General features: G+C 45.6%; 13 protein-coding genes. 6 read left to right on the top strand and 7 right to left on the bottom strand.

The window, feature by feature from the left end; translation table 11 throughout:
* Positions 1-20: 20 nt before the first annotated feature.
* Entirely contained in the window at positions 21-590 is a 570-nt protein-coding gene (locus tag ICN48_RS00540; RefSeq protein ID WP_216151813.1) for a Fe-S cluster assembly transcription factor, read from the bottom strand.
* 151 nt (positions 591-741) lie between these two features.
* Complete coding sequence (gene uvrB / locus ICN48_RS00535) at positions 742-2,895, bottom strand: excinuclease ABC subunit UvrB (RefSeq protein ID WP_255539393.1); 2,154 nt, start codon at positions 2,893-2,895, stop codon at positions 742-744.
* A gap of 169 nt (positions 2,896-3,064) precedes the next feature.
* Between uvrB and ICN48_RS00530 the strand changes: the two genes are divergently transcribed.
* The 6 genes from ICN48_RS00530 (at position 3,065) to ICN48_RS00505 (ending at position 8,612) form a co-directional block, all read left to right on the top strand.
* Positions 3,065-4,264, top strand: a complete 1,200-nt coding sequence (locus ICN48_RS00530; protein ID WP_216151812.1) for an amino acid aminotransferase — start codon at positions 3,065-3,067, stop codon at positions 4,262-4,264.
* Between the two features lie 42 nt (positions 4,265-4,306).
* Positions 4,307-5,587, top strand: a complete 1,281-nt coding sequence (locus tag ICN48_RS00525; protein WP_216151811.1) for a polyhydroxyalkanoate depolymerase — start codon at positions 4,307-4,309, stop codon at positions 5,585-5,587.
* A 54-nt stretch (positions 5,588-5,641) separates the two neighbouring features.
* Positions 5,642-6,328, top strand: coding sequence for an electron transport complex subunit RsxB (rsxB, locus tag ICN48_RS00520; RefSeq protein ID WP_216151810.1), 687 nt, complete (start codon positions 5,642-5,644; stop codon positions 6,326-6,328).
* Entirely contained in the window at positions 6,328-6,984 is a 657-nt protein-coding gene (gene nth / locus ICN48_RS00515; RefSeq protein WP_216152057.1) for an endonuclease III, read from the top strand. The genes rsxB and nth overlap by 1 nt, the downstream gene beginning before the upstream one ends.
* A complete protein-coding gene (locus ICN48_RS00510; protein ID WP_216152058.1) occupies positions 6,977-7,402 on the top strand; it encodes a DUF1841 family protein in 426 nt (141 codons plus the stop codon). Before nth ends, ICN48_RS00510 begins: the two co-directional genes overlap by 8 nt.
* A gap of 220 nt (positions 7,403-7,622) precedes the next feature.
* On the top strand, positions 7,623-8,612 hold the full coding sequence (locus ICN48_RS00505) for a tripartite tricarboxylate transporter substrate binding protein (RefSeq protein ID WP_216151809.1): 990 nt from the start codon (positions 7,623-7,625) through the stop codon (positions 8,610-8,612).
* Between the two features lie 154 nt (positions 8,613-8,766).
* Here the strand turns inward: ICN48_RS00505 and ICN48_RS00500 are convergent, their stop codons facing one another.
* From ICN48_RS00500 to ICN48_RS00480, 5 genes are all read right to left on the bottom strand, one after another.
* Positions 8,767-9,174 carry a Zn-ribbon domain-containing OB-fold protein gene (locus ICN48_RS00500; protein WP_216151808.1) on the bottom strand — a complete coding sequence of 136 codons (408 nt, stop codon included), beginning with the start codon at positions 9,172-9,174 and terminating at the stop codon, positions 8,767-8,769.
* On the bottom strand, positions 9,174-10,343 hold the full coding sequence (locus ICN48_RS00495) for a thiolase domain-containing protein (RefSeq protein WP_216151807.1): 1,170 nt from the start codon (positions 10,341-10,343) through the stop codon (positions 9,174-9,176). Before ICN48_RS00495 ends, ICN48_RS00500 begins: the two co-directional genes overlap by 1 nt.
* 70 nt (positions 10,344-10,413) lie before the next feature.
* Positions 10,414-11,076 carry a 3-oxoacid CoA-transferase subunit B gene (locus ICN48_RS00490; RefSeq protein WP_216151806.1) on the bottom strand — a complete coding sequence of 221 codons (663 nt, stop codon included), beginning with the start codon at positions 11,074-11,076 and terminating at the stop codon, positions 10,414-10,416.
* A complete protein-coding gene (locus ICN48_RS00485; protein WP_216151805.1) occupies positions 11,073-11,744 on the bottom strand; it encodes a 3-oxoacid CoA-transferase subunit A in 672 nt (223 codons plus the stop codon). Before ICN48_RS00485 ends, ICN48_RS00490 begins: the two co-directional genes overlap by 4 nt.
* 66 nt (positions 11,745-11,810) lie before the next feature.
* A complete protein-coding gene (locus ICN48_RS00480; RefSeq protein ID WP_216151804.1) occupies positions 11,811-12,251 on the bottom strand; it encodes an HIT family protein in 441 nt (146 codons plus the stop codon).
* Positions 12,252-12,296: the final 45 nt, after the last annotated feature.

The raw sequence follows: 12,296 nt of genomic DNA, 5'->3' as shown, positions 1-12,296 counted from the left end.
ATTAGTAGGTAAGACTGTTATTAACTTTGTCGCGCCAAATTGAATACTGAATTAATTAATGGCGCCTTAGGTACTGCTTCTTTCTTAGCTGCAAGCGCTGGAGCAGGTTTATTTGCTTTAGTACTTTCAACTTTAATTTTCTTTTGGCGCATATCTTGAATGACAATGCCGCGCCCTTCTTGTTGCTGAACCAAATCTTTCAAACTCACAGAGCTGAGGTACTCAACCATTTTAGAGTTGAGATTACTCCATAGATCGTGTGTCATACAGCGACCATGATTCTCTTCATCGGTGTGGCAGTTGCCTTTACCACCACATTGGGTTGCATCAAGAGGCTCATCGACTGCAACAATGATGTCAGCAACACTCACTTCAGAGGATGGTCTAGCCAGGGTGTATCCACCGCCAGGACCACGAGTACTTTCCACGATATTGAAACGGCGTAATTTGCCAAACAATTGCTCGAGGTAAGAGAGGGAAATTTTTTGTCTTTGGCTAATTCCGGCCAAAGTTACAGGACCATGCGTTTCACGCAGGGCTAAATCGATCATTGCGGTTACTGCAAAACGGCCTTTGGTTGTAAGTCTCATATGTCACCTTGGTAATGGATTGTTATGGACAGCTAACAGTCGGGCGGGTAATACCCGACCATTCCACTCAACTTTATCATATTCCCCAGCAAATTGCTCGGGAATTACCCCAAAAAACCTCAGTACAAGCCAGGAATTAGCCAATCAATTGTTAAACGGAGTCCCTAGACCTAGCCCCAAAAGCCATTTCTTTCACCTTAGTAAGCCTATCCCGGGTGCTGGCAGCCTTTTCAAACTCCAAATTCTTGGCTTCAGCGTTCATTTGCTTCTCTAGACGCTTGATTTCAGATGCTAGGTCCTTCTCGCCCATATCTTCATAGTGAGCCCGCTCTTGCTCAACCTGCATCTCCTGACGCTTCTCTTTGACGTCATAGACGCCATCAATAATGTCCTTAATGCGCTTTTTGACGCCCTTAGGCTCAATCCCATGAAGCTTATTGAATGCTATTTGCTTGGTTCGCCGTCTTTCGGTCTCCCCCATTGCGCGCTTCATAGAGTCTGTGATTCGATCAGCATACAAAATCGCTTTGCCGCGCACGTTACGTGCAGCACGACCAATGGTTTGAATCAAGCTACGTTCTGAACGCAAGAAGCCTTCTTTATCAGCATCCAGGATTGCGACCAGGGATACCTCGGGAATATCCAAACCTTCGCGCAATAAATTAATGCCAACCAATACATCGAAGACGCCTAAACGCAAGTCACGCAGTATTTCTACACGCTCCACTGTATCGATATCTGAGTGAACATAACGTACCTTGACACCATTATCGGAAAGATAGTCTGTTAATTGCTCAGCCATTCGCTTGGTCAATACAGTTACTAGAACTCGCTCATGTACTTTGACGCGCGCATGAATTTGATCTAACAAATCGTCTACCTGTGTACTTGCTGGTAGAACTTCAATCTCAGGATCCACTAATCCCGTTGGTCTTGCAACCTGCTCAACCACTTGTCCTTGATGCTCTTTCTCGTAATCAGCAGGAGTTGCTGAAACAAAAATGGTTTGACGCATCTTGGTTTCAAACTCAGTAAATTTGAGTGGACGATTATCCATTGCCGAAGGCAACCTAAAACCGAACTCCACCAATGTATGTTTTCGAGATTTATCCCCGTTGTACATGGCATTGAGCTGTCCAATTAGTACATGGCTCTCGTCTAAGAACATCAGAGCATCATTGGGCAGGTAGTCCACCAGCGTCGGCGGCGCTTCGCCTGGCGCGGCGCCAGATAGGTGACGGGAATAATTCTCAATCCCTTTGCAAAAACCTAACTCATTGAGCATCTCTAAATCAAAACGCGTGCGTTGCTCGAGGCGTTGGGCTTCAACTAGTTTGCCGTCTTTAACAAACTCATCTAAGCGAGTACGCAACTCTGTTTTAATAGTTTCAATTGCTTTCAAAACAGTATCACGTGGCGTTACGTAATGCGAACTCGGGTACACAGTAAAGCGTGGAATTTTTTGACGAATCTTTCCAGTCAGCGGATCAAAGAACTGCAAGCTCTCAATCACATCATCAAAGAGTTCAACGCGCACTGCTAACTCATTATGCTCAGCAGGGAAAATATCAATTGTGTCACCGCGCACTCTAAATACACCGCGCTTGAAATCTATCTCATTACGGTCATACTGCATCGCAATGAGGCGCATCAAAATATCGCGCTGACTCATCTTGTCACCCGGACGTAATGTCATCACCATGCTGTGATAGTCGCCAGGGTTACCAATACCGTAAATTGCCGATACGGTTGCAACAATGATGACGTCACGACGCTCCAATAAACTCTTTGTTGCCGATAAACGCATCTGTTCGATGTGTTCGTTAATGGAGGAGTCTTTTTCAATAAAGAGGTCACGCTGAGGAACATAGGCCTCAGGCTGGTAATAGTCGTAATAACTAACAAAGTACTCAACTGCGTTTTTCGGGAAAAACTCCCTAAATTCGCTATAAAGCTGGGCCGCTAAGGTCTTATTGGGGGCAAAAATGATGGCTGGACGACCTGTTCTAGCAATGACATTGGCCATCGTGAAGGTCTTTCCAGACCCAGTAACCCCTAGAAGGGTCTGAAAGGTCAATCCATCCTCAATACCTTCAACCAGGGCATCTATCGCCTGGGGCTGGTCTCCAGCGGGGGCAAATGGCTGATAGAGGAAATAAGGGGAGTCCGGGAAGGTCACAAACTTAGCCGGATCGAGGTCGTGACCAACCTCACCCAACGGATCTGCCGCAGGGCTTTTATTTACCACTTTTACTTCAGAATTTGGACCAGTTTTAGGCAACTTAGGGGGCATCTCGGCTATCATTTCACCTGTGAGACTTCTTCACAGAGAATTTTGTACAAACAATGATTTTGCCGTTTTTCTTAGGAAATAGTTGATTCTGGCCTCAAAAACCGACAATTAAACTGAATTTAACGTCAACGACAAGCTAAACCACCCCCAATCAACCCCTAACTACCAATTTCGACCTCAAATGACCCTGTTTGCCTCAGTTCAATTAGCCCCTAAAGATCCTATTTTCGGCCTCACAGAAGCCTACGTTGCAGACCAGCGTGCTGACAAAGTGAATTTAGGTGTTGGCGTGTACTACACAGACGAAGGCAAGGTACCACTTCTCAAGGCAGTCATGAAAGCGGAAGAGGCAATTGTTGCGAAGCACTCCCCTCGTAGCTACATCCCAATTGAAGGTCCAAACCCATACAACAGTGCAGTGCAAAATTTATTGTTTGGCGCCGACTCCGCACTCATTAAAGATGGCCGCGTTGTAACAGCTGAATGCCTTGGTGGAACAGGTGCATTACGTGTTGGTGCTGACTTTATTAAACGCCTGAACTTAAACGCACCATGCGCCATTAGCAATCCCACCTGGGAAAACCACCGCGGCATTTTTGAATCCGCCGGCTTTGCAGTGGTTGAATACACCTACTTCGACGGCAAAACACGTGGCGTAGATTTTGATGGCATGGTGAAATCTTTAGAGTCTTTCCCAAAGGACACGACTGTCTTGTTGCATGCTTGCTGCCACAACCCAACTGGTGCAGATATTACCGAAGCGCAATGGCGCCAAGTAATTGACATCTGTAAGAACAAAGGTCTGATCCCCTTCTTAGATATGGCTTACCAAGGCTTTGCTGATGGCATTGAGCAAGACGGTATTGCAGTTCGTCTCTTTGCTGCATCAGGCATGTCTTTCTTTGTTTCTAGTTCTTTCTCCAAATCATTCTCACTCTATGGTGAGCGTGTTGGCGCCTTGTCTATCGTTACACAAGACAAAGATGAATCTACTCGCGTGCTTTCACAATTAAAGCGCGTGATTCGTACAAACTATTCCAACCCTCCAACTCATGGCGCTGCAATTGCGGCTGCTGTTTTGAATTCGCCAGAATTACGCAAGCTCTGGGAAGATGAGTTGGCTGAAATGCGTGACCGTATTAAAGCGATGCGTCAAGGTCTCGTCGAAAAACTCGCTGCTGCTGGTGTAAAGCAAGATTTCGCTTTTATCGAGAAGCAACGTGGCATGTTTTCTTACTCAGGCTTAACGGCTGAGCAAGTTGAGCGCTTACAGAAAGAGGATGGCATTTATGCCCTTTCGACTGGACGCATTTGTGTTGCAGCCCTTAATACCAAAAATATTGATAAAGTGGCTAAAGCAATCGCCCGCGTATTGGCTTAATTAAAGCGAAATAAGCGGATACACTGAATTACCGGAGGTAGCATGCTATATCAGTTACACGAATTTCAAAAAGCCTTACTTCAACCAGTTAGTTCATGGGCACGCGCTGCTTCAGAAGCTTTTATCAATGCTTCCAATCCTGCGTCCAAGATTCCGGGATCAGATCGATTGGCTGCCAGCTACGAACTCCTCTATCGCTTGGGCAAGGATTACAAAAAACCGGAATTTGGTATTCGCTCTGTTAAGGCATATGGTCATGAAGTTGCAATTCATGAAAGAACGGTCATCTCAAAACCTTTCTGTAACCTGATTCGCTTTAAGCGATTTTCTGATGATGTGGAAACCATCAAGAGCCTCAAAGAAGATCCAACCGTACTAGTTGTTGCTCCAATGTCTGGTCACCATGCCACTTTATTGCGCGACACCGTACGCACCCTCTTGCAAGACCACAAGGTTTACATCACCGATTGGATCGATGCTCGATTAGTGCCTGTAGAAGATGGAGAATTTGGTCTGGATGACTACGTTCATTATGTACAAGAATTTATTCGCACTATCGGCGCAAAAGATCTACATGTGATATCTGTTTGTCAGCCCACTGTTCCAACTTTAGGAGCAATCTCACTGATGGCTTCTGCTGGTGAAGAAACCCCCAGTTCTATGATCATGATGGGCGGCCCAATTGATGCACGCAAGTCACCGACTGCTGTTAATAACTTAGCAGATCAGAAATCATATGAGTGGTTCAAGAGTCACGTAATTTATAACGTGCCGCCTAACTACCCCGGCGCTGGTCGTCGTGTTTACCCAGGATTCTTGCAACATACCGGCTTTATCGCCATGAACCCGCAAAACCATCTGCAATCCCATTGGGATTTCTTCCAAAATTTAGTACGTGGTGACGAACAGGATGCTGAATCTCATATCCGCTTCTACGACGAGTACAACGCGGTATTAGATTTAGATTCTAAATTCTACTTAGACACCATCAAGACTGTTTTCCAAGACTATTCATTACCTAATGGCACTTGGAAAGTTGCTGGTGAACTCGTAAAGCCAGAAGACATTAATAAGACTGCTCTGCTCACTATTGAAGGTGAATTAGACGACATCTCTGGAAGCGGTCAAACACGTTCTGCACATGGTTTGTGTACCGGCATCTCAAAAGAGAACAAAGATCACTATGAAGTTGCTGGTGCTGGTCACTATGGCATCTTCGCTGGTCGTCGTTGGCGCGAAAAGGTATATCCGAAAATCAAAACGTTTATTCGTGAACATCAAAATACGAAAAAAACAGCTACTCGGACCACTAAGTCTGCATAAATTAAGGGCTCTTCGGGGCCTTTAATTTTAAGGAGATCTCCAGAAGTAATTTTTATGAGTCAGACGAATAAGCTCATTGATCAGCTTGAGGACATTCTTCCGCAAACGCAGTGCACTAAGTGTGGCTATCCGGATTGCCGCGGCTATGCAGAAGCGATGGCCTCTGGAAATGCACTACCCAATCGATGTCCTCCTGGCGGCATTGAAGGTATTCAGCGCCTGAGTAAGGTGCTGATATCTATTTACCCACAAGATGCTTTCGATCTTCATCCAACCATTGATCCAGAGTGCGGGATTGAGCGTCCTAGACCGGTTGCTTTCATTGATCCTCAAAAGTGTATTGGCTGCACTCTATGTATTCAGGCGTGTCCTGTTGATGCGATCGTTGGGGCGTCCAAACAGATGCATGTGGTTCTGACTGAGTGGTGCACTGGTTGCGATCTTTGCATTCCGCCCTGCCCAGTCGATTGCATCAGCATGATTGATGTCACTGAAAATAAAACTGGCTGGGAGGCCTGGTCTCAGGATTTAGCTGATGCCTCTCGTAAGCGTTATCACGATCGCGAACATCGTCTTGATAGAGAGCAAAAGGATAATGATGATCGCTTAGCCAAAAAGGCTGCTGCAAAATTATCTGCGGTTAATGCAGAAATTCCTACCTCTGATAATGAATTAAAAGAACAAGAGCGCAAACGCGCCATCATTGCTGCAGCTATCGCAAGAGCCCAACAAAAGAAATGATGAATCTAGAAAAGCGTCGTGCTTTTTTTGAGCAGCTAAAAGCCAATAATCCTAAGCCGGAAACCGAACTAGAATATAGCTCGCCATTTGAGTTATTAATTGCAGTGCTGCTATCCGCGCAAGCGACTGACGTGTCTGTAAATAAGGGAACACGCAAACTCTATAAAGTCGCCAATACGCCACAAGCCCTATTAGACCTTGGTGAAGAAGGTGTTAGACCCTATATTCAACATATCGGCTTATTCAACTCCAAAGGCAAACATATTCAGGAGACCTGTCGACTGCTCCTGGAAAAACATGGTGGTGAAGTTCCTCAAACCCGTGAAGAATTAGAAGCTCTTCCAGGTGTTGGCAGAAAGACTGCGAACGTCATTTTGAATACTGCTTTTGGGCAACCTACTATTGCAGTTGATACGCATATCTTTAGAGTATCAAACCGAACAGGCCTAGCACCAGGCAAAGATGTAGTCAAAGTGGAAGAGCAATTGCTCAAGCGCGTACCAAAGGAATACCTATTAGACGCTCATCATTGGCTAATTTTGCATGGTAGATATACTTGTAAAGCGCGCAATCCGGATTGTGCGGAATGCATCGTAGAGCCTCTATGCGGCTTCAAACAAAAAACTGGTAAAGGAAAAGTGCGTGGCGATATTTAATCCAACTCGTGAAGAAGTGCGGCGCTTTTTCTGTGATACCTGGAAAAAGAAGATCGAGAATCATATTCTCGATCCAATGGAGACGCTCGCAAGTGATTGGATGGTTGAGCATCCCGAATACCACGACTTACTCAAGGATCCAGAGGGTGCTCTTGCTCAGGACTACACTCCGGAACGTGGCGAAACCAACCCCTTCTTGCATTTGTCGATGCACCTTTCGATTAGTGAGCAGATCTCAATCAATCAGCCGCCAGGCATTAAAGAGATTGCAGATAAGCTGTCACAAAAACTAGGTTCAATGCATGAAGCACAACACGTCATGATGGAATGCTTAGGGCAAGTGATGTGGGAAGCACAGCGTGAAGGGCAGTCACTTAACCCAGAGAAATATCTAGAGGCTCTAAAAAAGCTAACCTAACAACAGAGCAAAATTATCTTTAGGTAATGATGTATTTCAGCTAGGACTGATACAGCCTGAGGGGCTCTGACTTACTAGTACTTAGGGTAATCATCCTACCGCCGTACCCAGAAATTTATTATCGGAGGATTGAATGAATAGCAATATGTGTTTAGTATTTAGCAAGCGGGCTTTCAAGATCCCCTTATCACTATTACACCGACCCGCGTTGGAGACACCTATGTTTAGACTGAATTTTGTTAGACGTGCATGTTTATTTAGTACTTTCTTATTCGTAGCGCCCATATTAGCGAGTCAGTCAGCCTTAGCTCAACCCTTTCCTAATAAGCCGATCAAAATTATTGTGACTGCGGCTCCAGGTGGAACCACCGATATTGCCTCGCGCGCGTTGTCTGATTTGCTAGGTAAAGAGCTCGGTCAGACCGTGATTGTGGAAAATAAAGCAGGTGGAGCAGGCATCATTGGCATTCAAGCACTACTTGCCGCACCAGCAGATGGTTATACGATGGCGATGGGCAATATTGGCCCAAATGCAATCAACTACAGTCTCTATAAAAATCTTCCATACAAAATGGAAGATATGGAGCCGATAACGATTGTGATTGCCAATCCAAATGTATTGGTAGTAAATCCAGAGGTTCCTGCTAAAACGGTAGCCGAGCTTGTGGCATTAGCCAAAGCCAATCCCGGCAAATATTCGTTTGCATCATCCGGCCGTGGTCAGTCAATCCATATGTCCGGGGAATTGTTCAGAACTCAGGCTGGCATTGACATTATTCATGTGCCCTATAAGGGGGCTGGTCCCGCATTGGCAGATCTTCTTGCTGGCCAAACTAGCATGATGGTAGACAATCTACCCAGCTCTATGCAATATATTAAATCTGGAAAATTACGCGCTTTAGCAGTTACCAGCAAAAATCGTGTTGCGGAGTTGCCTGATGTCCCCACAATGATTCAATCGGGTTATCCTAACTTTGAGGTGACCGCTTGGTTTGGCCTATTCGTGCCTGCCGGCACCCCCAAACCTATCATTGATAAGCTGTACTTAGCGGTTAAGAAGGCACTAGAAACCCCAGAAATCAAGCAACGTTGGAAAGATCTTGGTGGCTGGGCTGTGGGTGATACGCCAGCCAATACCAAAATTTTTATTGCCGCAGAAAAGAAGAAGTGGGAGTTAGTTGCTCAACAGGCAAAAATTGAAGTTGAATAATTTGAACTGTACTTAGCCGCGGTAAAAACCAATAGGGAGACTCATAAGGGTCTCCCTATTGGTTTTTGAGGGGATGCAGTTAGCTTCCTTACTTGCTATATCGGATCAGGTCAATCAAGAAGGTGGCTACACTTGTAGGCAATACATTCTTGAGTTAGGCCAAGGGCTCAAATAGATGCGTCTTCTGACCGTCCTGAGTTTCTTGAAATACTACCCGAACCTTTTGCCCAATACGAATAGCATCAAAATCGCAATTGCATATGTGCGTCAGCAAAGAGATGCCTTCTTTAAGAAGAACATAGGCCATTGCAAAAGGAATCTCTACTCCACGCCTCATGACCGTGTATGAATAAATTTCACCAAGCCCTTCAGAATCAAGCCATACGGTGTCATTACCACCACAGTGAGGACAAATTGTTCGGGGATAGTAGTGAACTTCCTTGCAGGAGTTGCATACTTTTAATACCAGCCTTCCTTTTTGGGCGGCTTGCCAAAAAACCTGATTTTCTGGATTAATGATTGGACTAGGCAGATGATGCGCTACTTGATTTACTTCTGACATTACAACCTCCCCATAATAAGAGTTGCGGCACCATGGCGTGTCCCTAAGGCGCCGCCAATACCGGACGCTAAAGCAAATTCAAGATTGGGTACCTGCACCGCGGGATGAGCCTCGCCTCGGAGCTGTCTTACTGCCTCGATGACCTTTGTCATGCCGCCACGATTTGCAGGGTGGTTATTGCAAAGACCACCGCCATCGGTATTAAAAGCTAGCCTCCCCCTCCCGGAAATCAACTGCCCATCCTCAACAAACCGACCACCCTCGCCTTTTTTACAAAATCCCAGATCCTCAAGTTGAATCAGAACGGTAATAGTGAAGCTATCGTAAATTGATGCATATCGAATCTGCTCAGGCGTTAACTTCGCCTCCTCAAACGCGCGCGGGGCAGCCCATGCTAAACCAGAATAGGTTAAATCAACCTTGCCGCCCATTTGGCCTTTAGTGGACTCGCCAGCACCCATCATCGTAATCACAGGCCTCTTCAATGTCTTAGCAATGTCTGGATGCACCACTACCAGCGCACCGCCACTATCGGTAACCACACAACAATCTGCACGATGCAATGGATCTGCAATCATTGGAGAATTCAAAACATCTTCAACAGTTAAAACATCTTTTAATAACGCATTAGGATTGTGCTGCGCATGATGCGAGGCAGCCACTTTAATCCAAGCTAGTTGCTCACTAGTAGTTCCGAATTCATACATATGGCGCATGGCACACATGGCATAAGTATTTAATGGCGCGGGGGAATACGGTTTTTCAAAAGCAAAATCGGGAGCGCTAGCATATTGGCTACGCACTTGGGTGCCACTAGAGCCCTCTGACTTTGGTCGGCCAGCCAAAGTAATTAAGGCTACACGGCATTGCCCAGCATGGATAGCTCGAGCTGCATGATTTACATGGGTTAAATAAGACGATCCACCAGTATCAGTTGAGTCCAGGTAACTTAAGTTCTTTAATCCTAAGTAATCAGCCATTGAAACAGGACCCATTCCTGGAGCGTCGCCCGCACAAAAATAGCCATCAACATCATTCAATGTCAAACCAGCATCTTGCAGGGCGCCGTAGGCAACTTCAGCATGCAATTGAGCAACCGTATGATTGGGAGCAACTCGAAGGGGATGCTCATAAATTCCAGCGATACAGGCATTTTTAGAAAAAGACATAGACCCTCCTAAGGAATAAAAATACTACCCAATGGTAGAGACTGCAAAATCAGAACAATAAAGATTTGGCTCATTGCCTTGCATTTATCAGTGGGACCCCACTGATTTCTTGCAACTCTTCAAAACTCAATTCATTCACCCAATCGACAGCGAGCAATCCTTCTGGAGTAACTTCAATTGTTGCCAGATCTGTATAGATAGAATCGACCGCAGCTAAGGCTGTTAATGGATAAGTGCATTCAGACACCAACTTAGATTCACCTGACTTTGTTAAATGCTCCATCATCACGAATAATTTTTTAGCACCAAGGGCGAGATCCATTGCACCACCAACAGCCAGAATCGCTTTAGGGTCACCAGTGCGCCAATTTGCGATATCCCCTTTTACGGAAACCTGAAAAGCACCTAAAACGCAGATATCAATATGTCCGCCTCGGATCATCACAAACGAGTCTGCATGATGACACAGTGATGCACCAGGGAGCATAGTGACAGGCTGCTTACCCGCATTTACCAGCTCCTCATCAATTTCATCACCTTGAGCTAAAGGACCCATTCCAAGAAGGCCGTTTTCTGAATGCAGCAGAATCTCTTTATCCGATGGGAGATAGTTAGAAATAGTCATGGGCTGCCCAATCCCTAAATTCACATGAGCACCATCTGGAATATCTTGAACAATCCGCTTAGCAATATCTGCTGTAGATCGCTTTTGCACCTTAGAGAGATCAATCATGATTTTTTCCCAGCAAGTACAACCCGTTTTACAAAAATTCCTGGGGTAACAATGACCTCTGGATCCAAATCACCCAACTCAACTACTTGATTAACTTGTGCAATGGTGCAACGCGCAGCGGTAGCCATAATAGGGCCAAAGTTACGACCTGTGCGGTGATAGGTCAGGTTACCCCATCGATCGCCTTTATCTGCCTTAATGAGTGCGTAGTCAGCTTTGATAGCGAATTCAAAAATATGATTAACGCCATCAATCACTCGAGTGTCTTTTCCCAAGGCAAGCTCCGTACCAAATCCAGTAGGGGTATAAAAACCACCGATACCGGCACCACCCGCCCGAATACGCTCAGCAAGCGTTCCTTGCGGCACTAGCTCTAATTCTATTTTTCCTGCGCGATACAAGTCATCAAATGCACCAGATTCTGGTTGACGCGGAAAAGAGCAGACCATCTTCTTGACTTGTCCTCTGGCGATCAATTTAGATATACCTATGCCTGAGTTACCCGCATTGTTGCTAATAATGGTCAGATCTTTAGCGCCTTGCTCTGCCAGTGCATCCAATAAGAACATCGGTGAGCCAGCACCACCAAAACCCGAAACCAAAATGGTTGAACCACTGGCAATATCTCGCACAGCATCAGCCACGCTGTGAATCATTTTTTGTATCACTACAAGTCTCCGTCTATTTTTTATTATGGGCACTGCTGTTCAGCTTTTTGCTGATTTACCACTAATTTAATACATTTGAGAGATTGCTGAGCGAATTGCATCAGGGAGTTTTGCAGCTAGAGCCCTCCTGCCTTCTAATGCCGCCTTAGAAGGCTGCTGAGTTCTCGAGGACCACACAGAACCAGGAAAGTAGGCATCGTCCTTGTAGCGTGGAATGACATGCCAATGTATGTGGGGAACCATGTTACCTAAGGCGGCAATATTGACTTTGTCAGGATGCATTACAAATCGAATTGCCTCTTCAACGGCAAATACCAAAGTCATTAAATGGTCGCGCTCTCCGTAGCTCAGATCAGTCATCTCGGCCACATGGCGATTCCAAATCACCCTACAGAAACCAGGTAGATCAGGGTCGTTTACCAGAATGACACGGCAGTCATCTCCCCGCCAAATCAGTTGCCCCTCTTCGGGCTCAAGATCATCTTTACAGAGTACGCAATTGGTCATGGGAAGAATGTAAACGAAAACGGCACCTAAGTCACCCTTGTGGGG

It is taken from the genome of Polynucleobacter sp. JS-Safj-400b-B2 (assembly GCF_018881975.1).
Taxonomy (GTDB): Bacteria; Pseudomonadota; Gammaproteobacteria; order Burkholderiales; family Burkholderiaceae; genus Polynucleobacter.
Note: the sequence above shows the minus strand (reverse complement) of the source record. Positions and strands in the feature narration are given on the sequence as shown.

Coding starts and splice junctions, on each gene's coding strand:
- nth (WP_216152057.1), top strand. CDS start 6,328: ATGAATCTAGAAAAGCGTCGTGCTTTTTTTGAGCAGCTAAAAGCCAAT.
- ICN48_RS00495 (WP_216151807.1), bottom strand. CDS start 10,343: ATGTCTTTTTCTAAAAATGCCTGTATCGCTGGAATTTATGAGCATCCC.
- ICN48_RS00525 (WP_216151811.1), top strand. CDS start 4,307: ATGCTATATCAGTTACACGAATTTCAAAAAGCCTTACTTCAACCAGTT.
- ICN48_RS00500 (WP_216151808.1), bottom strand. CDS start 9,174: ATGTCAGAAGTAAATCAAGTAGCGCATCATCTGCCTAGTCCAATCATT.
- ICN48_RS00490 (WP_216151806.1), bottom strand. CDS start 11,076: ATGATTGATCTCTCTAAGGTGCAAAAGCGATCTACAGCAGATATTGCT.
- rsxB (WP_216151810.1), top strand. CDS start 5,642: ATGAGTCAGACGAATAAGCTCATTGATCAGCTTGAGGACATTCTTCCG.
- ICN48_RS00540 (WP_216151813.1), bottom strand. CDS start 590: ATGAGACTTACAACCAAAGGCCGTTTTGCAGTAACCGCAATGATCGAT.
- ICN48_RS00505 (WP_216151809.1), top strand. CDS start 7,623: ATGTTTAGACTGAATTTTGTTAGACGTGCATGTTTATTTAGTACTTTC.
- uvrB (WP_255539393.1), bottom strand. CDS start 2,895: ATGATAGCCGAGATGCCCCCTAAGTTGCCTAAAACTGGTCCAAATTCT.
- ICN48_RS00530 (WP_216151812.1), top strand. CDS start 3,065: ATGACCCTGTTTGCCTCAGTTCAATTAGCCCCTAAAGATCCTATTTTC.
- ICN48_RS00480 (WP_216151804.1), bottom strand. CDS start 12,251: ATGACCAATTGCGTACTCTGTAAAGATGATCTTGAGCCCGAAGAGGGG.